The following is a 19,931-nucleotide window of genomic DNA, read 5'->3' on the forward strand; positions in this document are numbered from 1 at the left end:
GGGGTGCTGACAGGGGGTGGGGGTGGGGGTGGGTGTCAGGGGGTGACGGGGGTGGTGGCTCGGTCCGTGCCGACCGGGAAGCGCCGGGTCACACCTTCTTGACGACGATCGTTTCCGGGACCAGCTTCTCCAGGTCGTCCACGTCGGAGGTGAAGACGGTGACCTGCCCCTTCTGCTGGCGCGCGATGACCGCGAGTACCGCGTCGATCGCGTACTTGTGGCCGTGCAGCTTGGCTTCGGCCAGGAGCCGACGTGCCTGGCGGGCCTCGTCCTTCCCGATGTCGGCGACCTTGAGCCGGGAGAGCACCCAGTCCCAGCGCTGCTCGGTGGTTCTGCCGTCGTAGGCCTCGACCAGCGTCATGGGGGACGTGACCACCTCGGCCTCACCCCGGGCAGCGAGGTCGAGCCAGGCGATCATCTTCCGGTCGCCGCGAACGGCCAGGGACAGGGCTTCGCAGTCGAGTACGAAGACGCGCAGTGGCCGCTGCCCGTGTTCACCGGCCTGTTTCTTCACGCGGCCTCTCCGGCATCGTGCTTTCCGGCGTCGCGCTTTCCAGCAGTGTGGCGGCGCTCGTGCTCGGCGTCGAGCTCGTCCAACTCCTCGAACGCTGCCGCACGTTCGGCCTCGGTCACCGGGCCGTGTTCCTCCTGCAACCAGTCGACCAGCTCAAGCAGCCGGTCACGGTCGCGCTTGAAGCGCAATGCCTCGGTGATGTACGCCGACAGGCCTCGCTCCGCCGCCTCCGCGCGGATCTCGTCGAGAAGATCCTCGGGAACCGTAACGGTCACCTTTTTTGTCGCCATACAAGCGACCATACTCTTCGTGTAGGCAGCCTTATCGATGATTGCCTCGATCGGGCGGATGTCGTGGACGCGACGGTCAACCCGAGTGTGCGGCCCTGGCGCGGTATTGACCGCCTCGCGGGTACACCGCCCCAGCGCCACGGAAACGTTCTGGCGCGGCCCGGGTCGGCCACTGCGTGGAGCGTGACCGGTCAGGTCTTCGCGCGACCAGGTGGGGCGAGCCGCCCCCATTCGGTTGTCCGGGGTAATTCACCTGTAATGGCAAATAAGTGCCTATTTGGGATAACTGTGTCGCGTCGGGGTGAGTCTCCTGCCGTTGAGCGAACAACAGGAGGCGCCCGTGTCCATGCTGCCCTCGGCAGACGTCTTCAGATCGATCGAGCTGCAAGTCACGCAGCTGCTCCGCGGGCAGCTGGTCTGTCCGCATACGGCAGAGGAGAGATGTACCGCGAGTGAGCACCTGACGCTCTCGGAGGCGAAGGAAGCAGCGGCGCGCGATGCCGAAGACATCGCCCTGCGGGACGCCCTGTGGTGTTCCGTGGGTCGCCACGCCCGCAGCGACGTGCCGAACCTGGCCCAGCGGGGTCAGTTGCTCGCGTTGTTCTTCGTCGCCCCCTACCTGCGGAAGTCGGCCGCGAAGGTGTCGAGGACCCTCTACGTCGACGTGACGGATGTGAGGTCCGCGATGGTGTTGGGCGCACTGCGCGGCCTGGCTCTGGCTGACGATGGCGACGATGTCCGGGACGAGATCGTCCGCGCCGCCCATGACGCCGGCTGGGCGGTCGAGCGGGGCGATCCGGCGGAGCGCGCGATGGATCCGCACATCCTCGTGGGCTGCGGGGGCCGCTATGACGACGAGTACTCGCCCGTCCGGGACGAGTCGGACATCGAAGTGGTCGGCGAGATCGACTCGGCACTGCGGGAGCGCATCAGTGGTGAACGCGTGGGTGCGACATTGCAGCACCTCGGAATCCTGGACGAGGTTCTTGCCTCGGCTTCGGATGATGCGGTCGAGGCCGCGTGCGGCGAAGTCGACGGACCGCGGGAGGGAATCGAGTGAGCTCAAGCGCGAGGCGGTTGTCGCAGTGGTGTTCCGGGCCTCTGCCGTTGCACAAGGTCGCCGACCTTCTCGGCCTTGACGCCTCGAAGGCGTCCGGGCTGGTGCGGGCGGACCGCTTCCCCTGTCGCGTCACGAAGCTGAAAGGGAGGTACGTGGCATCCGTCGCGGACGTAATGGAGTCCATGGGGCTCGACGATCCCCGCGTGCACATCGAGGACCTGCTGGCCGGAGCCGAGTTCGCGAAGCGATGGGACTGACGTCCACCGGTTGAGCCGGAAAACGTCGATGGGCCCCACCGCGAACGGTGGGGCCCATCGACATCGTGCCCGGTGAGGCACTGGCGGAGGATACGAGATTCGAACTCGTGAGGGGTTGCCCCCAACACGCTTTCCAAGCGTGCGCCCTAGGCCACTAGGCGAATCCTCCGCCGCAAACAATACAAGACGCTGAGGGGTGCTCGCGAACTCGTTCACCCCGCCGGGATCGGGTACCCTGTGCGGAGCCCCTCACGTGGCGCTATCTGACTGAACTCCCCCAGGGCCGGAAGGCAGCAAGGGTAGGTCGGCTCTGGCGGGTGCGTGGGGGGCGCTTGCGTTTGCGGGCTGGGGGCCGGTGCTCGGCCTTGAGCCGGATTTCGCGGCGGGGCCTGCCCACGGGGCGGGGCCTGCCCATAGGCCCGGCCAGGCTTTGCGCGGCGGGCCGCTGGGGCTGAGCGGTCGCGGCCGGGGGCGCCGGGGTGGGTTCCCCGGGTGGGCCCGGTGGCTGGGCGGGGCCGGTTGTCGGTGGGTCCCGATAACCTCGTAGGTGTGTCGTCCCTTGCGCTCTACCGCCGCTACCGCCCGGAGTCCTTCGCCGAGGTCATCGGGCAGGAGCATGTCACCGACCCGCTGCAGCAGGCGCTGCGGAACAACCGGGTCAATCACGCGTACCTGTTCAGCGGGCCGCGCGGATGTGGAAAGACGACCAGCGCGCGCATCCTCGCCCGGTGCCTGAACTGTGAGCAGGGGCCGACGCCGACGCCGTGCGGGGAGTGCCAGTCCTGCCGGGACCTCGCGCGCAACGGGCCGGGGTCCATCGACGTCATCGAGATCGACGCGGCCTCGCACGGTGGTGTGGACGACGCCCGTGAGCTGCGCGAGAAGGCCTTCTTCGGGCCCGCGAGCAGCCGCTACAAGATCTACATCATCGACGAGGCCCACATGGTCACCTCGGCGGGGTTCAACGCTCTGCTGAAGGTCGTCGAGGAGCCGCCGGAGCATCTGAAGTTCATCTTCGCCACCACCGAGCCCGAGAAGGTCATCGGGACCATTCGGTCGCGGACCCATCACTATCCCTTCCGGCTCGTGCCGCCCGGCACCCTGCGGGAGTACCTGGGTGAGGTCTGCGCGCGCGAGGGCGCCCCGATCGAGGACGGCGTGCTGCCGCTGGTCGTGCGCGCCGGCGCCGGGTCCGTGCGTGACTCCATGTCCGTCATGGACCAGTTGCTCGCCGGTGCCGCCGACGACGGTGTGACGTACGCCATGGCCACCTCCCTCCTCGGCTACACGGACGGGTCACTTCTCGACTCCGTGGTGGACGCCTTCGCCTCCGGGGACGGCGCCGCCGCCTTCGAGGTCGTGGACCGGGTCATCGAGGGCGGCAACGACCCCCGGCGGTTCGTCGCCGACCTGCTGGAGCGGCTGCGCGACCTCGTGATCCTCGCCGCCGTCCCGGACGCGGGCGAGAAGGGCCTCATCGACGCGCCCGCCGACGTCGTCGAGCGCATGCAGGCGCAGGCCTCGGTGTTCGGCGCCGCCGAGCTCAGCCGGGCCGCCGATCTCGTCAATACGGGGCTGACCGAGATGCGCGGCGCCACCTCGCCCCGGCTCCAGCTGGAGCTGATCTGCGCGCGCGTGCTGCTTCCGGCCGCGTACGACGACGAGCGCTCGCTCCAGGCCCGGCTCGACCGGCTGGAGCGCGGTGCCAACTTCCAGGCGCCCGCCGCCGCCGGACCCGCGATGGGGTACGTGCCGGGGGCGGACGCCCATCCGCCCATGCCGCCCGCGCCCGCCGTCGGGCAGGGGCAGGGCATGCAGGGCGGGCAGGTCGGCCCCGGTGGCGCCGAAGCCGCTCGGGCCGCCGCTCGCGGTGGCGCGCCTGCCCCGGCCGCTCAGGCCCCCGCCGCCCCGGCCCCGGCCCCGACCCCGGCCCCGGTCGCGCAGACGGTCCCCGCCGCCCCCGTCGCCCCGCCCCAGGAGCCCGCCCCGCAGGCCCCCGCCCCGGGTGCCTGGCCCGGTGCCGCCGCACCCGGCCAGGGTGGCGCCCAGCGCCCGGGCGCCTGGCCCGGATCGTCGGCCGCCCCCGCCCCCGCCCCCTCCGCCGGTGCCTGGCCCTCCGCCTCCACCCCGGGGCAGCCCGCGGCGCCCGAGCAGCCGGTCCCCGCCGCCGCGCCCGCCCCGGCCGCCGGTGGGGCGTCCCCGGGCAGCGCCGTCCACGTACGCAACATGTGGCCGGACATCCTGGAGGCCGTGAAGAACAAGCGGCGCTTCACCTGGATCCTGCTGAGTCAGAACGCGCAGGTGGCCGGATTCGACGGCACCACGTTGCAGCTCGGGTTCATCAACGCGGGCGCCCGTGACAACTTCGCGAGCAGCGGCAGCGAGGAAGTGCTGCGCGGCGTGCTCGGCGAGCGGTTCGGCGTGCAGTGGAAGGTCGAGGCGATCATCGACCCGTCGGGCGGCTCCCAGCCCCCGGCCGCCGCGGGCAACTTCGGCGGCGGGCCCGGCGGGTCCGGCGGCGCCAGTGGATCCGGCGGCTTCGGCGGCCCCGCCGCTCCCGGCGGCTACGGAGGCGGCACCAGCGCCCCCGGCAACTTCGGCGGCGGCACCGGCGGCGCCCCCGGCGGCTACGCCAACGCGGCCGCCCGCCCCTCGGCCCAGGCTGCCCCCCAGCCGTCCACCCAGGCCGCCCCCACCCCCGTACAGCAGCAGCCGCAGGCATCCGCGCCCGTACGGAACCAGCCCTCGCAGCCCGCCCCCGTCACGCACGACGCACCGCCCCCGGTGCGGCCGGAGGACGACATTCCGGAGGACGACGACCCGGACCTCGTCGACAACGCGCTCTCCGGCCACGACCTGATCGTGCGCGAGCTCGGTGCGACGGTGGTGGAGGAATATACAAACGAGTAGCGGTGCGCGGTTCGGTGACCCGTACGAGGGAGAATCCGCCACTCCAGATAGGCTGGCTGCCGTGAAGGTCCTTGTCATCGGCGGCGGCGCCCGCGAGCACGCCCTGTGCCGTTCCCTGTCCCTCGACCCCGACGTGACGGCGCTGTACTGCGCCCCCGGCAACGCCGGGATCGCGGAGGTCGCCGAGCTCCACCCCGTGGACCAGCTGGACGGCGAGGCCGTCGCCCGGCTCGCCACCGGCCTCGCGGCCGACCTGGTCGTCGTCGGGCCCGAGGCGCCGCTGGTCGCCGGGGTCGCCGACGCCGTACGGGCCGTGGGTATCCCCTGCTTCGGCCCCTCCGGCGAGGCCGCGCGGCTCGAAGGCTCCAAGGCGTTCGCCAAGGACGTGATGGCCGCCGCCGGTGTGCCGACCGCCCGCAGCTACGTCTGTACGACCCCGGCCGAGATCGACGAGGCGCTGGACGCGTTCGGCGCGCCGTACGTCGTCAAGGACGACGGCCTCGCGGCCGGCAAGGGCGTCGTCGTCACCGAGGACGTCGAGGTGGCCCGCGCGCACGCGCTCGCCTGCGACCGGGTCGTCATCGAGGAGTTCCTCGACGGTCCCGAGGTCTCGCTGTTCGCGATCACGGACGGCGTGACCGTGCTCCCGCTGCAGCCCGCGCAGGACTTCAAGCGCGCGCTCGACGGCGACGAGGGCCCCAACACCGGTGGCATGGGCGCGTATTCGCCGCTGCCGTGGGCCGACCCCAAGCTCGTCGACGAGGTCATGGCGAGCGTGCTCCAGCCGACCGTCGACGAACTGCGCCACCGGGGCACGCCGTTCTCCGGCCTGCTGTACGCGGGGCTCGCGATCACCTCGCGCGGGGTGCGGGTCATCGAGTTCAACGCGCGCTTCGGCGACCCCGAGACGCAGGTCGTGCTGGCCCGGCTGAAGACGCCCCTCGCGCGCGTGCTGCTCAACTCGGCGAACGGAACGCTGGATTGCGAGCCGCCGCTCAGCTGGCGGGACGACGCGGCGGTCACGGTCGTCGTGGCGTCGCACAACTACCCCGGCACGCCCCGGACCGGCGACCCGATCGAGGGCCTGGACCAGGTCGCGGCCCTGGACGCGCCGCACGCGTACGTCCTGCACGCGGGGACCCTGCGCGAGGGCGACGCGGTCGTGAGCGCGGGCGGACGGGTTCTTTCGGTCACTGCGACCGGGGCGGACTTGGCGCAGGCCCGGGAGCGTGCGTATGCGGCGGTCGCGCGCATCCGGCTCGACGGGTCGCAGCACCGCGGCGACATCGCGCTGAAGGCGGCGGACGCGCAGGGCTGATGCCCTGATTCCCGATGCCCTGGTCCGGGGCGCGGCTCTCTGCGGGGGCCGCGCCCCGGACCTTCTCGTCTGCGGATCCGGTGCCGGAACGCGCCGCCAACCACACCCCAAAGCCATTCCATCGAGTGACGGCTGAGCCATCCGGATGACGCGTGGCGGGGGCGCAACTAGGGTGCGGCGGGAGCGGTCCGGCACTTGGGTCACCGGCATTGCGATGTCAGTGGGGGGTGCCACAGTGGGGGAGTGAGCAACGCCGACGCAGTGCAGAGGGGGTGACGTCCGGCCGTGTCCGGTTCCGGGATGGGTGGTGAGGCGGGCGCGCGGTCGGCGCGCTCGCGGGCGCTGGCCGTGCTGCGGGTGCGCAGCCGGGCGCTGGCCGTCGCTCTGCTTCCGGCGGCGGTCGCCGTCGTACTGCTCGTCGCGGACGCGCAGGGCCGGATCGGCGGCGGGGGCTGGGACGCGGCGCGCTGGGCGGTGACGGGTGCGGCGCTCGCCGTGCTGCTGGCCGCCGCCGCGGTCGCGGCCGTGATCGTACGGGCGAGACCCGCGCTCTCTCCCACGGTCGACCTCGCCGAGTCCTCCGCGCCCGATCTGTACCGGCTGGTGCGGGACCTGGCCGACCGGCTCGACGTGCCCGCGCCCTCCGCCATAGCCCTCACCCCGGACTGCGACAGCTGGCTGGAGGACCGTACGCATCCGGCGCATTCGCTACGACGCGGACCCGGCGCCCGGGGAGCCCTCGGTATACGTGGCGGTGTCCGCACACCGGGCGTGCGGCGCCGCGGCGACGAAGCGCCGGTCCTCGTCATCGGGTCGCCGTTCCTGTGGTGGATGCGGGTCGGCGAGCTGCGGGCCATCCTCGCCCCCGTCGTGGCCGGTACGGGACCGTCCGCGCACCCCGACATAGCCTCGGCCCGCCGGTTCGTCCGGGGTCTGGACGCCGCCGTAGCGGTGACCAGCGGGTCCGGCGTCGGGCGGGTGCGGCGGGTGCTGCTCGGGTTCGTCGGGCCGATCGCCCGGCTGCTGCTGCGCGGCTGCCGGACACATGCCGCCGAGATGGAGCGCGGGGTCGCGGCCGCCGCGTCCGAGCGGGCCCAGACCGTCGACTACGGGCTGCGGATCGTCGCCCAGGAGCAGGTCGGGCTCGCCTACGCGGGCTGGGACCGGCTGCTCACCCGGGTGGCGCTGCCCGCCTGGCGGATGGGGCGGTGGCCGTCCCGGCTCGACGCGGGGGTGGTGTCGGCGCTGACCGAGCTGTCCCGGCGCGACCGGCTGGCCGAGGGGTTCGCGTCCCGGTTGGGGGAGCGGCCCGCGTGCGATCTCCTGGAGGAGCCGGGCGCTGCCGACGAGGCGGCCTCGCTGCTTGCCGCCCGGCTGTTCCACGGCGGTCCGGCCGAGCCCGGGCCCGACTGGTCGCCGGTGGACTGGCAGCACTATCCCGAGGAAGTCGTCGACCGGAAGTGGCGCGCGGAGGCGTCCCGGCTGCACCGCGTGCTCGACGGGATGGACGAGCCGGACGGGGCCGGGGCGCGGGGCGGTGAGCCGGTCGCGCCGACGCTGGCGCGGGTGATGGAGCATCTGGCCGGGCAGGACGGGGAGGCGCTGGCGGCGGGGATCGCGGCGGAGGTGGCCGTCGAGGAGGCGTCCTCGCCGCCTCGGCCGACGGCGGAGGTGTGGGGCGACTGCGTCCCGCTGTTCCCGCTCCAGCCGCCGCGGACCGGGCGCGAGCTGCTGGCCGACCACGTCACGGCGATGGTGTGCTGCGCGGCGGTCGACACGGCCGGGGCGGCGCCGGGGCTCGACTGGCTGGACGGGCCGGCGCTGCTGGTGGACGGGGAGCGCCGGGGCGATCTGTCCTCGCGGGTTCTGACACTGCTGGAGGAGGGCGATGTGGAGCCCCTGCGGCGGTGGTTGGTGGGGGTGGGGGTACGGCCGGAGAAGCCGGTACGGCTGGTGTGACGGCGGCTGCGCACCCCTTCCAGGGGGCTCCGCCCCCTGCACCCCGCTACGGAGCTCCGCCCCAGTACCCCGTTCTCGCCTGCGGACCGTGCTGGGTTGCTCGCGCCCACGCGGCGGAGCCGCAAATGTCACAGCCCCGCGCCCCTTGGATGGGCCCTTCGGGCCCTCCTTCAGGGGCGCGGGGAACTGCGCGAGCAGCCACCCACCCACCCGCAGACGAACAACAACACGCGGCAGCCCCCCACCCCGTACCGGAACACCCGTACCGGAACCAACCGTTCCGTTCACATCAATTCGCGACGAACGGTGACGGAGTGCGTGCGTTATGTGATGTGCTGGAGACCGGTCGCTGAACGGGCGGGCGCCATATGGCGTATCCGTGGGAGCGATGTGGTCTCGGGGGAGAAGGAGGGGAGTGGCATGGGGGCGGAGCAGATTCGGCGGTGGGAGTCGGGGGCCCTCGCGCACGCCGTCTCGGATCCCTTCGGGCAGGGCCCGCTGCCGTGGCTGCGCGGCGGGGAGCACTACTTCGACGACACCGGCCACGTCGTGCCCTGGTACGTCGAGACCGTCCGGCCCGGCGCGGCCGGCGCCCCCGGGCCCCGTACCGCCGACGACGTCCGGCAGCAGATCAAGGGGTTCGCCTCCACCGGCGCCGTCGCGCCCGGCGAGGCCATCGACTTCCACATCACCGTCGACCCGCCGCAGCAGTTCTCGGTGGACATCTACCGGATCGGGCACTACGGGGGGGACGGCGCGGCCAAGACCGCCACCTCCCCCCGGCTCGCCGGGATCGTGCAGCCCGCCCCCCTCGCCGCCGACCGGACCGTCTCCTGCCACCACTGGTGGCTCTCCTGGCGCTACCAGGTGCCCTCGTACGCCTCCATCGGCGCCTACGTGGCCGTCCTGACCACCCTCGACGGATACCGCTCGCACATCCCGTTCACCGTGCGGGACAGCCATCCGGCCGATCTGCTGCTCCTGCTGCCCGACATCACCTGGCAGGCCTACAACCTCTTCCCGGAGGACGGCCGCACCGGCGCCTCGCTCTACCACGCGTGGGACCAGCACGGGCGGCTGCTCGGTGAGGAGGACGCGGCCATCACCGTCTCCTTCGACCGGCCGTACGCGGGCGCGGGACTGCCTCTGCACGTGGGGCACGCGTACGACTTCATCCGCTGGGCCGAGCGGTACGGATACGACCTCGCGTACGCCGACACCCGCGATCTGCACGCCGGGCGTATCGATCCGACCCGCTACCGGGGCCTGGTCTTCCCCGGCCATGACGAGTACTGGTCGGCGCCCATGCGCCGCACCGTCGAGCTCGCCCGCGAGAGCGGCACCTCGCTCGTCTTCCTGTCCGCCAACACCCTGTACTGGCAGGTCGATCTCGCGCCCTCGCCCTCCGGAGTCCCGGACCGGCTGCTCACCTGCCGCAAGCGGCGCGGCCCGGGAAAGCCCGCGCTGTGGCGTGAAGTCGCCCGTCCCGAGCAGCAGTTGCTCGGTATCCAGTACGCGGGCCGCGTCCCCGAGCCGTCCCCGCTGGTCGTGCGGAACGCCGAGCACTGGCTCTGGGAGGCCACCGGCGCCAACGAGGGCGACGAGATCCCCGGACTCGTGGCGGGCGAGGCCGACCGGTACTACCCGCGCACCGCGCTGCCCGAGCACCAGGACCGCATCCTGCTCGCCCACTCCCCGTACCGCGACAGCGAGGGCGCGACCCGGCACCAGGAGACCTCGCTCTACCGCGCACCCTCCGGCGCCCTCGTCTTCGCCTCCGGCACCTTCGCCTGGTCCCCGGCCCTCGACCGCCCCGGCCACACCGACGCCCGTATCCAGCGCGCCACCGCCAACCTGCTGGACCGGATCTGCAAGCGGGACTGATCCAGGAGCGCACGGGCACGACCAGGGTCCGGGCCCGGGGCTGACCTGCGTCGCCGGGTACTCGTCGCGTGCGAGAGAATCGGAAGCGCTCCTGGATCAATCTACGCGGAGGAACCGTGTCCGGATTTGTAGAAAAGCCCGAGCCGATTCAGGTCCCGGGCCTGACCCACCTCCACACGGGCAAGGTGCGGGACCTCTATCAGAACGAGTCCGGCGACCTGATCATGGTCGCCAGCGACCGTATGTCCGCGTACGACTGGGTGCTCCCCACCGAGATCCCGGACAAGGGCCGGGTGCTCACCCAGCTCTCGCTCTGGTGGTTCGATCTGCTCGCGGACATCGTTCCGCACCACGTCGTCTCCACCGAGCTGCCCGAGGGCGCCCCCGCCGACTGGGCCGGGCGCACCCTGGTCTGCAAGTCGCTGCGGATGGTCCCGGTCGAGTGTGTGGCGCGCGGCTACCTCACCGGCTCCGGGCTCCTTGAGTACAACGACTCGCGCACGGTCTGCGGGCTCGCGCTGCCCGAGGGGCTGAGCAACGGCTCCGAGCTGCCCGCGCCGATCTTCACGCCCGCCACCAAGGCCGCCGTCGGCGACCACGACGAGAACGTCCCGTACGAGGAAGTCGCCCGCCAGGTCGGTGCGGAGACCGCCGCCCTGCTGCGCCAGACGACGCTCGCCGTCTACGGCCGCGCCCGGGACATCGCCCGCGACCGGGGGATCATCCTCGCGGACACGAAGTTCGAGTTCGGCTTCGAGACCGTCGACGGCGAGGAGCGGCTGGTGCTGGCCGACGAGGTCCTCACCCCCGACTCCTCCCGATTCTGGCCCGCCGAGACCTGGGAGCCGGGCCGCGCGCAGCCGTCGTACGACAAGCAGTACGTCCGCGACTGGCTCACCTCCGCCGAGTCCGGCTGGGACCGCCACAGCGAGCAGCCGCCGCCCCCGCTCCCGCAGGAGGTCGTGGCCGCGACCCGGGCCAAGTACATCGAGGCGTACGAGCAGCTGACCGGCACCAGCTGGAGCTGAGCGCACGAAGAAGCCCCCGGTCGGAGATCCGACCGGGGGCTTCTTTCGCTGAGCGGACGACGAGATTCGAACTCGCGACCCTCACCTTGGCAAGGTGATGCTCTACCAACTGAGCCACGTCCGCATGCGCCGTAGCGCGCAGCTAACTATACCCAACCCCGGCGGCGGGCGAGACGCACCGCCGTGTGACGGTTCTCGGCACCCAGCTTCGAGGCCGCCGAGGAGAGGTAGTTCCGGACGGTCCCCTGGGAGAGTCCGGCCCGCTCGGCGATCTCCGCGACCGGCGCTCCGTCGGCCGCGAGCTCAAGCACTTCCGCCTCGCGGACGGTCAGCGGGGAGTCCCCGGCGGAGATCGCGTCGGCGGCCAATTCCGGGTCCACATAACGGTTTCCGGCGTGTACGGACCGGATGATCTCCGCGAGTTTCCGTGCGCTCACCGTCTTCGGTACGAAGCCGCGCACCCCGGCCGCGAGCGCCCGCTTGAGGTGGCCGGGCCGGCCGTGGCTCGTCACGATCATGGTGCGGCAGCCGGGGAGTTCGGCCCGCAGGGATGTGGCGACACTCACACCGTCGGCGCCCGGCATCTGCAGATCGAGGACGGCGACATCGGGCCGGTGCGCCCGCGCCATCGCCAGCGCCTCGGGCCCGGACGCGGCCTCGGCGACGACGGTGAGATCGTCCTCAAGCCCGAGCAGCGCGGCGAGCGCCCCCCGGATCAGATGCTCGTCATCGGCGAGCAGCACCCGCACGGGCCGCGCGGCCCCGGCCCCGAACCCGGCCCCCGCCTCGACCCCGACCTCGACCTCGACCTCGGACCCGGCTCCGGCCCGGGCTCCGGCTCCGGCCCGGGCCCGGGCTTCGGCCCCGGCCCCGCCCCGTGGTCCGACCCCGCCCCCGCCCTCGGGCCCAGCTCCGATCTCGGGTCCGACCCCAGCCCCAGATCCAGCCCCGTCCCCGACTCCGCCCTCGAACCCGTTCATACGGCAGCCACCTCCTCGCCCAGCTCCGCAGGACGCCGCAGCGGTACCGTCACCGTCAGCCGGAAGCGGTCGCCCGGGCGGGCCGTCTCCAGCGTGCCGCCCATCGGGGCGAGCCGTTCGCGCAGGCCCGCGAGGCCCGAGCCGGGGGCGGCGGGGGCGTGGTCGGGGACGCCGTCGTTCTCGACGACGAGTGTGACCACAGCGTCGGCGGCCGCGAGCCGGATCGCGCAGGAGCGCGCGTTGCCGTGCCGCAGCACATTCGTGGTCGCCTCGCGCACCACCCAGCCGAGCGCCGACTGCACCCCGGCGGGCAGGCCGTCGGCCGGGCCCGAGACCGTGCAGTCGATCCCGGCGGCCTCCAACACGCCACGGGCGCCGTCGAGTTCGACCGCGAGGTCCGCCTCGCGGTAGCCGCGTACCAACTCCCGTACCTCCCGCTGCGATTCGCGCGCGATGCGCTGCACCTCGACCATCTGGGCCACCGCCTCCGGGCGCCCGCGCTCGGCCAGTTCCACGGCCAGCTCGCTCTTCAGGGCGATGACCGCGAGGTTGCGGCCGAGCACGTCGTGCATGTCCCGGCCGAAGCGCAGCCGTTCCTCGGCGACGGCGAGCCGCGCCTGTACGTCCTTGGCCTCCTCGGCCTGCCACATGTTGCGCAGCCCCCAGGCGCCGGGCCGCACCGTCGGCAGCATCATGGCGCCCACCGCCAGCAGGATCGGCGCGGGCGCGAGGAGCTGGCCGCCCCGCACCCCCGCCACCGCGAACACCCCGGTCGTGAGCGCCGCGTACGCCAGGCAGTGCAGCAGGAACGTACGGATCGGCACGATCAGCGTGTACGGGACCATCACCGCGATCGGCAGGTTCATCTGCAGCAGCGGGAACACGCTCCTGGCGTCCACGACGGCGAGCGCCGCGACCAGCGCGGTGGCGACGGCGAGCAGCGCGACCGGGGCCACCAGACGCCGCCGGGGGAAGACGGCGTGGCCGAGGTAGTGGTCGTAGGCCGGGTCGATCCGGCGGCAGCCGAGGACGCACTGCGCGATGTTCACCGCGAGCAGCGCCAGGCTCAGGGCGCTGACGCCCGGGTCCTGGGGGCCGGCCGCGACGATCGGCAGCACGCTCCAGGTGAGCAGGAAGAACCAGAGCATCACCTTGAGCGTGCCGCGCGAATAGAGGTCCATCTTCTGGAGCCTGCTGCGCGCCCGCCAGCGCCGCCGCCAGCCGCGCATGCGGCGTATCCGACCGAGCACCCCGTCATCTCCCCTGTTCAGCGCCGTGGTTCCCAGCGGAACCACTTCCGTACAGCAAACACGCCCACAAGCATCCAGGCCACCGACGTGACGAGCAGCCCGAGCACCCTGTACGCGCTCAGGTCGCCGGTCCAGCCGCCCCTGATGAGCTCGATCACCGGGGTCAGCGGCAGCAGTTCGCAGACGGACGCCATCGCGTCGGGCATCACGTCCAGCGGAACGACCATGCCGGAACCGACCATCGAGACCAGCAGCATCGGCATCACCGAGATCTGGGCGCCCTCCGCACTGCGGGTCACGGCCGCCGTGGCCGCCGCGAGCACGACCATCAGCGCCATGCCGAGTACGAGCCCGACGACCGCCAGCCACACCGCACGCGGCGCCCCGACGTCCAGCACCGCACTGCACCCCGCCGCGAGCAGCACGCACTGCGCGAGGGCGAGCAGCACCGCCGGCAGCGATGCCCCGGCCAGGATCTCCCGGTCGCGCAGCTCACCGGTGCGCAGCCGCTTGAGCACCAGCTCCTCACGGCGTACGACGAAGACGCCGACCAGCGCCGAGTAGACCGCGAAGAGCAGCACATAGCCGAACGAGCCGGGCAGCAGCACCGTCCCGACGCTCAGCCCGGTGTCCTTGAGGTCCATGCCGCGTACGGCCGAGCTCATCGAGAAGGTGAGCATGGCGGGCAGCACGAGCGCGGTGAACAGGGCCGACTTGTTGCGGCCGAGGAGGGTGAGCTCGGCGCGGCCGAGCGCCTTCATACGGGAGGCGGGCGTGGCGACGGCAGCCGACGACACGTCAAAGTCCGTACGGGAGGCATCAATCGTGGTCATCGGGTCGACTCCTGTTCCCGGGCGATCTGCAGGAAGGCTTCCTCCAGGGAGGCCGAGCGCACGTCGAGGCCGCGCAGCTCGACCCGGCTGTCCCGGGCCCACAGCAGCAGCCCGGTGGCGGCGTGCTGGAGCTCGGTGGTCCGCAACCGTACGGTCCGGCCCACGCACTCGTGGCTGCTCACCCCGAGCCGGGCGAGCGGCGGCAGATCGCCCAGGTGGTAGCCGTCGGGCAGCTCGAAGGAGATGTGGGACGGCTGGGCGGCGACCACCTCGTCGACGCGCCCGGCGGCCGCGATGCGCCCCTCGTGGAGGATCGCCAGCCGCTCGGCCAGCGCCTCGGCCTCTTCCAGGTAGTGGGTGGTCAGCAGGACCGTGGTGCCCGAGTCCCGCAGGTCGCGGACGAGTTCCCAGGTGTCGTGCCGCCCCTCCGCGTCCAGGCCGGTGGTCGGCTCGTCCAGGAACAGCACCTCGGGCCGGGCGAGCAGGGCGAGCGCGAGATCGAGCCGCCGCTTCTCACCGCCGGACAACTGCTTCACGCGTACGTCCGCCCGCCGGTCCAGCCCGACCAGCTCCAGCGCCTCCCCGACGGGCCCGCCCGCCGCCCGACCGCCACCCCTCAACGAGCGGCTGCGCCGCGCACCTTTTTCTGCTCCGGTGGTGCACCCCGCCCACATCCGTACCGTCTCGGCCACGGTCAGCTCCGACGGGAAGCCGCCCTCCTGGAGCATGACGCCGGTGCGGGGGCGCACGGCGGTGCGCTCGGTGTACGGGTCGTGGCCGAGCACCCGTACGGTGCCGGCGCTCGGGGCGGCGAGCCCTTCGAGGAGTTCGACGGTGGAGGTCTTGCCCGCCCCGTTGGTGCCGAGCAGGGCGAAGAGCTCGCCGCGCGCCACCGAGAAGGAGATTCCGCGTACGGCCTCGAAGCCCCCGGCGTAGGTACGCCGCAGCTCCTCGACCTCGATCACATCTGCCATGCGTCCAGCGTTCCGCCGGATCGGGGCGGCGGGCAGTGCGGGCTGTCACCGCTCCGCATGACAAATGTCAGAACGGGTTCCGGCCGCCGCGTACACGAAGAAACCCCCGGTCGGAGATCCGACCGGGGGTTTCCTGCACTGAGCGGACGACGAGATTCGAACTCGCGACCCTCACCTTGGCAAGGTGATGCTCTACCAACTGAGCCACGTCCGCATTGCTGCCGCTCGGCTCTCACCTGCGGTTGCGAACACCACTGTACCTGATCCTTCCCCAAGCTCTCGACTACGCTCGAGCAGGGGAGACCCCAATCGCTGGTCGGTAAGCGATGCAGAGCGGGTGACAGGAATTGCACACTGCGCCTTCCCCCTGGAAGGGGGATGTTCTGCTACTGAACTACACCCGCACGCTCCGGTGGACCGGGCCTTTCGGCCTTGCCCCTCGGCGTGCTCCAGACTCTAGCTGATCACCCCGGGTGCAATGCAACTCGGCTGCCGGGGCCACCAGTCCGGGGCCCCGGCCCCGCTCGCCGTCCGGGGGTCCGGGTCTCGTGGTGCCGGACCCGTCCGGGGGCTCAGCTCGCCGCGCTGAACGCCTCGTAGACCTTCTTGGGGATGCGTCCCCGGGCCGGCACCTCCATGTTGTTCGACCGGGCCCAGGCGCGGACCGCCGCCGGGTCGGGGGCGACGAGGGTGTGCCGGAAGGCCTTGCCGGACCTCGACTGCTTGCGCCCGGCCTTCACGTATGGCGCAAGTGTCTTACGCAGTTTCTTCGCATTGACGAGATTGAGATCGATCTCGTAGACCTTCCCGTCCAGGCCGAACGTGACTGTTTCCGCCGCTTCTCCGCCGTCGATGTCGTCGGAGAGCGTGACCACTACGCGCTGAGCCACGGATATCGGTTCCTTCCTACGGGTTCGCCGTTCCCACGTGTCTGACGTGCGGCGATCCCGGCCTTCCGGCGGTTTTGGAGCAATGCTGTTTCTCTCGGGTTTCCCCCGAGAAACCTTTGTACAGCCGCAGGCATTGCATTGTGAAGCCCAGCCAATTGCACCAGCGTGTCCGATCGCAATGTGCGTGGACCGTTTTTCCCGGGATTTTTCCCACGTGTTGTCGGGGCCGAAACCGGAACGTGATCGGACCCACTTGATATCTACTCGCGTAGATTTTTGGGCCGGGTACTCTGAGGGAACCGCCTTCGCACCACACCACCACGGGAGTGCCAGTGGCACGCGTCGTAGTCGACGTCATGCTCAAGCCGGAGATCCTCGACCCGCAGGGACAGGCGGTGCAGCGCGCACTGCCCCGTCTCGGCTTCGAGGGGATCGCGGACGTCCGCCAGGGGAAGCGTTTCGAGCTCGATGTGGAAGGGCCCCTCGACGAGGCCGCCCTCGCCCGCATCCACGAGATGGCCGAAACGTTCCTCGCCAACACCGTCATCGAGGACTTCACCGTGAAGGTCGAGGAGTCCAAGTGACTGCTCGTATCGGCGTTGTCACCTTCCCCGGGACGCTCGACGACCGGGACAGCCTGCGCGCCGTGCGGATCGCCGGCGCCGAGCCCGTCTCGCTCTGGCACCGCGACAAGGACCTCAAGCAGGTCGACGCGGTGGTCCTGGCCGGGGGCTTCTCCTACGGCGACTACCTGCGGGCCGGAGCCATCTCCCGCTTCTCGCCGGTGATGGAGACGATCATCGAGCAGGCGAAGGCCGGTATGCCGGTCCTCGGCATCTGCAACGGCTTCCAGATCCTCACGGAGTCGCACCTGCTGCCGGGCGCCATGCTCCGCAACAACCACCTGCACTTCATCTGCCGCGAGCAGAAGCTGCGGGTGGAGACGAGCGAGACCGCCTGGACGGCCGACTACACGGCCGGGCAGGAGATCGAGATCCCGCTCAAGAACATGGACGGCCGGTACGTGGCCGACGAGCGCACGCTCGACGAGCTGGAGGCCGAAGGCCGCGTCGCCTTCCGTTACGTGGACTTCAATCCGAACGGCTCGCTGCGCGACATCGCGGGCATCACCAACGCCGCCGGCAACGTCGTCGGCCTGATGCCGCACCCCGAGCACGCCGTGGAGCCGCTGATCGGTACGGGCCGTACCGACGGCCTCGGATTCTTCACCTCGATCCTGAAGAAGCTGGTCAACGCATGAGCCTCGACACCGTCAAGCACGCCGCCGAGTCGCCCGAGGTCGAGCAGCCCTGGAAGGAACTCGGCCTCAAGGAGGACGAGTACGCCCGGATCCGCGAGATCCTGGGCCGCCGCCCCACCGGCGCCGAGCTCGCCATGTACTCCGTGATGTGGTCCGAGCACTGCTCGTACAAGAGCAGCAAGGTGCACCTGCGCCAGTTCGGCGAGAAGGTCCCCGAGAACGACGCGATGCTGGTCGGCATCGGCGAGAACGCGGGCGTCGTCGACGTCGGCCAGGGCTACGCGGTCACCTTCAAGGTCGAGTCGCACAACCACCCCTCGTACATCGAGCCCTACCAGGGCGCGGCCACCGGTGTCGGCGGCATCGTCCGCGACATCCTGGCGATGGGCGCCCGCCCGGTCGCGGTCGTCGACCCGCTGCGCTTCGGCGCGGCCGAGCACCCCGACACCAAGCGCGTCCTGCCGGGCGTGGTCGCGGGCATCGGCGGCTACGGCAACTGCCTGGGCCTGCCGAACATCGGCGGCGAGGTCGTCTTCGACGAGTGCTACCAGGGCAACCCGCTGGTCAACGCCGGGTGCATCGGCGTGATGAAGCACGAGGACATCCACCTCGCGAAGGCGTCCGGCCCCGGCAACAAGGTGATCCTGTACGGCGCCCGCACGGGTGGCGACGGCATCGGCGGTGTCTCGGTCCTGGCCTCGGAGACCTTCGAGGCTGCCAATCCCGACGGGGTCACCGCCAATCGCCCGGCCGTCCAGGTCGGTGACCCCTTCCAGGAGAAGCTCCTCATCGAGTGCACCCTGGAGATCTTCAAGGAGAAGCTGGTCGCGGGCATCCAGGACCTGGGTGGCGCGGGCCTGTCGTGCGCGACGTCGGAGCTGGCGAGCGCCGGTTCGGGCGGCATGCGGGTGGAGCTGGACACGGTCCCGCTGCGCGACGCGACCCTCTCGCCCGAGGAAATCCTCATGAGCGAGTCCCAGGAGCGGATGTGCGCGGTCGTCGAGCCGCAGCACGTGGACCGCTTCATGGAGATCTGCGAGAAGTGGGACGTCATCGCCACGGTCATCGGTGAGGTGACGGACGGCGAGCGCCTGGAGATCTTCTGGCACGGCGAGCAGATCGTGGACGTACCGCCGCGGACCGTGGCCCACGAGGGCCCGGTGTACGAGCGTCCGTACGCGCGGCCGTCCTGGCAGGACGCGCTCCAGGCGGACGACGCGGCCAAGCTGCCGCGCCCGTCGACGCCGGAGGAGCTCCGCGCCCAGGTCCTCAGCCTCGTCTCCTCCCCCAACCAGGCGTCCAAGTCCTGGATCACGGACCAGTACGACCGTTTCGTGCAGGGCAACACGGTGCTGGCGCAGCCCGAGGACGCGGGCATGGTCCGCATCGACGAGGAGTCGAACCTCGGCGTCGCGATGGCGACGGACGGCAACGGCCGGTACGCCAAGCTCGACCCGTACGCGGGTGCGCAGCTGGCGCTGGCGGAGGCGTACCGCAATGTGGCCGCCTCGGGCGCGAAGCCGCTGGCCATCTCCGACTGCCTGAACTTCGGCTCCCCCGAGGACCCGGATGTGATGTGGCAGTTCGCGGAGGCCACGCGGGGTCTGGCGGACGGCTGCCTCCAGCTCGGCACCCCGGTGACGGGCGGCAACGTCTCGCTCTACAACCAGACGGGCGACACGGCGATCCACCCCACTCCGGTGGTCGCGGTCCTCGGTGTGATCGACGACGTCACGCGCCGTACGCCGATCGCGTTCGCGCAGGAGGGGCAGCTGCTGTACCTCCTGGGCGACACGCGCGAGGAGTTCGGCGGCTCGGCGTGGTCCCAGGTGATCCACGACCACCTCGGCGGGCTGCCGCCCCGGGTGGACCTGGACCGGGAGAAGCTGCTCGGCGAGATCCTGATCTCGGCGTCGCGGGACGGGATGATCGACGCGGCGCACGACCTGTCCGACGGTGGGCTGGTCCAGGCGGTCGTCGAGTCCTGCCTGCGGGGCGGTCACGGCGCGCGCCTGGTGGTCCCGGACGACCTGTCCGCGTTCACGTTCCTGTTCAGCGAGTCCGCCGGCCGGGCGGTCGTCGCGGTGCCGCGCAGCGAGGAGCTCCGCTTCACGGACATGTGCGGTGCGCGGGGCCTGCCGGCGACGCGGATCGGTGTGGTGGACGGGGACGCGGTGGAGGTCCAGGGCGAGTTCAGCGTGCCGCTGGGTGAGCTGCGTGCGGCACACGAGGCGACGATCCCGTCACTCCTGGCGTAGCCGCCCCCACCCCGGGCTGCGCCCCCATCCCGGGCTGCGCCCCCATCCCGGGCTGCGCCCCCGCCCCGGGCTGCGCCCCCGCCCCGGGCTGCGCCCCCGCCCCCGGTTCTTCGGCTGCGGCCCGGCGGGGGCGGGCGCCCCTTTCCCCCCCACCCCGCCCCTTCCCGAAGGCCTCCGGCGGTGGTCGTTCGTCTGCGGCCCGGTGGGGGCTTGTCGCGCAGTTCCCCGCGCCCCTGAAGGAGGGCCCGAAGGGCCCATCTAAGGG

16 protein-coding genes, 4 tRNA genes and 1 other RNA gene are annotated in these 19,931 nt (G+C 71.8%); 10 read left to right on the forward strand and 11 right to left on the reverse strand.

The window, feature by feature from the left end:
* Window positions 1–88 precede the first annotated feature (88 nt).
* Window positions 89–514 (reverse strand): PIN domain-containing protein, encoded by a 426-nt coding sequence (locus tag ACGFRG_RS09050; RefSeq protein WP_361431540.1) that lies wholly within the window; start codon window positions 512–514, stop codon window positions 89–91.
* Complete coding sequence (locus ACGFRG_RS09055) at window positions 511–804, reverse strand: CopG family transcriptional regulator (RefSeq protein ID WP_361431574.1); 294 nt, start codon at window positions 802–804, stop codon at window positions 511–513. Before ACGFRG_RS09055 ends, ACGFRG_RS09050 begins: the two co-directional genes overlap by 4 nt.
* 340 nt (window positions 805–1,144) lie before the next feature.
* On the opposite strand from ACGFRG_RS09055, the gene ACGFRG_RS09060 reads away from it, so the two are divergent.
* Window positions 1,145–1,864, forward strand: coding sequence for a hypothetical protein (locus ACGFRG_RS09060; RefSeq protein WP_393262675.1), 720 nt, complete (start codon window positions 1,145–1,147; stop codon window positions 1,862–1,864).
* Between the two features lie 338 nt (window positions 1,865–2,202).
* Here ACGFRG_RS09060 and ACGFRG_RS09065 read toward each other — a convergent pair.
* Window positions 2,203–2,290 (reverse strand) — tRNA-Ser (locus ACGFRG_RS09065).
* A 71-nt stretch (window positions 2,291–2,361) separates the two neighbouring features.
* Here ACGFRG_RS09065 and ffs point away from each other — a divergent pair.
* The 6 genes from ffs (at window position 2,362) to ACGFRG_RS09095 (ending at window position 11,220) form a co-directional block, all read left to right on the forward strand.
* Window positions 2,362–2,460, forward strand: an RNA gene (gene ffs / locus ACGFRG_RS09070) — signal recognition particle sRNA small type.
* Between the two features lie 210 nt (window positions 2,461–2,670).
* Window positions 2,671–5,031: a DNA polymerase III subunit gamma and tau gene (locus ACGFRG_RS09075; RefSeq protein ID WP_393262677.1), complete on the forward strand. Its 2,361-nt coding sequence runs from the start codon at window positions 2,671–2,673 to the stop codon at window positions 5,029–5,031.
* Between the two features lie 61 nt (window positions 5,032–5,092).
* On the forward strand, window positions 5,093–6,349 hold the full coding sequence (purD, locus tag ACGFRG_RS09080; protein ID WP_393262680.1) for a phosphoribosylamine--glycine ligase: 1,257 nt from the start codon (window positions 5,093–5,095) through the stop codon (window positions 6,347–6,349).
* Between the two features lie 285 nt (window positions 6,350–6,634).
* Window positions 6,635–8,308, forward strand: a complete 1,674-nt coding sequence (locus ACGFRG_RS09085; RefSeq protein ID WP_393262682.1) for a hypothetical protein — start codon at window positions 6,635–6,637, stop codon at window positions 8,306–8,308.
* A gap of 420 nt (window positions 8,309–8,728) precedes the next feature.
* Entirely contained in the window at window positions 8,729–10,192 is a 1,464-nt protein-coding gene (locus tag ACGFRG_RS09090) for a N,N-dimethylformamidase beta subunit family domain-containing protein (protein WP_361431551.1), read from the forward strand.
* Window positions 10,193–10,308: 116 nt separating this feature from the next.
* Window positions 10,309–11,220: a phosphoribosylaminoimidazolesuccinocarboxamide synthase gene (locus ACGFRG_RS09095; protein ID WP_361431553.1), complete on the forward strand. Its 912-nt coding sequence runs from the start codon at window positions 10,309–10,311 to the stop codon at window positions 11,218–11,220.
* 51 nt (window positions 11,221–11,271) lie between these two features.
* Here ACGFRG_RS09095 and ACGFRG_RS09100 read toward each other — a convergent pair.
* The 8 genes from ACGFRG_RS09100 to ACGFRG_RS09135 form a co-directional block, all read right to left on the reverse strand.
* Window positions 11,272–11,344: transfer RNA gene (locus ACGFRG_RS09100), tRNA-Gly, on the reverse strand.
* 22 nt (window positions 11,345–11,366) lie between these two features.
* Window positions 11,367–11,969 (reverse strand): response regulator transcription factor, encoded by a 603-nt coding sequence (locus ACGFRG_RS09105; RefSeq protein WP_361431576.1) that lies wholly within the window; start codon window positions 11,967–11,969, stop codon window positions 11,367–11,369.
* A 227-nt stretch (window positions 11,970–12,196) separates the two neighbouring features.
* Window positions 12,197–13,450 (reverse strand): sensor histidine kinase, encoded by a 1,254-nt coding sequence (locus ACGFRG_RS09110; RefSeq protein WP_393262686.1) that lies wholly within the window; start codon window positions 13,448–13,450, stop codon window positions 12,197–12,199.
* A 17-nt stretch (window positions 13,451–13,467) separates the two neighbouring features.
* Window positions 13,468–14,283, reverse strand: a complete 816-nt coding sequence (locus ACGFRG_RS09115; RefSeq protein ID WP_361431558.1) for an ABC transporter permease — start codon at window positions 14,281–14,283, stop codon at window positions 13,468–13,470.
* Entirely contained in the window at window positions 14,280–15,257 is a 978-nt protein-coding gene (locus ACGFRG_RS09120) for an ABC transporter ATP-binding protein (protein WP_361431560.1), read from the reverse strand. The genes ACGFRG_RS09115 and ACGFRG_RS09120 overlap by 4 nt, the downstream gene beginning before the upstream one ends.
* Window positions 15,258–15,398: 141 nt before the next feature.
* Window positions 15,399–15,471: transfer RNA gene (locus ACGFRG_RS09125), tRNA-Gly, on the reverse strand.
* A gap of 118 nt (window positions 15,472–15,589) precedes the next feature.
* Window positions 15,590–15,661, reverse strand: a tRNA-Gly gene (locus ACGFRG_RS09130).
* A 168-nt stretch (window positions 15,662–15,829) separates the two neighbouring features.
* Window positions 15,830–16,147, reverse strand: a complete 318-nt coding sequence (locus ACGFRG_RS09135; RefSeq protein ID WP_361431563.1) for an Lsr2 family protein — start codon at window positions 16,145–16,147, stop codon at window positions 15,830–15,832.
* Window positions 16,148–16,479: 332 nt separating this feature from the next.
* Between ACGFRG_RS09135 and purS the strand changes: the two genes are divergently transcribed.
* The 3 genes from purS to purL are packed head-to-tail and all read left to right on the forward strand — an operon-like array spanning window position 16,480 to window position 19,666.
* Window positions 16,480–16,731, forward strand: a complete 252-nt coding sequence (gene purS, locus ACGFRG_RS09140) for a phosphoribosylformylglycinamidine synthase subunit PurS (protein WP_067162360.1) — start codon at window positions 16,480–16,482, stop codon at window positions 16,729–16,731.
* Window positions 16,728–17,408, forward strand: a complete 681-nt coding sequence (gene purQ / locus ACGFRG_RS09145; protein WP_361431565.1) for a phosphoribosylformylglycinamidine synthase subunit PurQ — start codon at window positions 16,728–16,730, stop codon at window positions 17,406–17,408. The genes purS and purQ overlap by 4 nt, the downstream gene beginning before the upstream one ends.
* Window positions 17,405–19,666, forward strand: coding sequence for a phosphoribosylformylglycinamidine synthase subunit PurL (gene purL, locus ACGFRG_RS09150; RefSeq protein WP_361431568.1), 2,262 nt, complete (start codon window positions 17,405–17,407; stop codon window positions 19,664–19,666). Before purQ ends, purL begins: the two co-directional genes overlap by 4 nt.
* Window positions 19,667–19,931 lie beyond the last annotated feature (265 nt).

The organism is Streptomyces sp. NPDC048696, assembly GCF_043198895.1.
Lineage (GTDB): Bacteria > Actinomycetota > Actinomycetes > Streptomycetales > Streptomycetaceae > Streptomyces.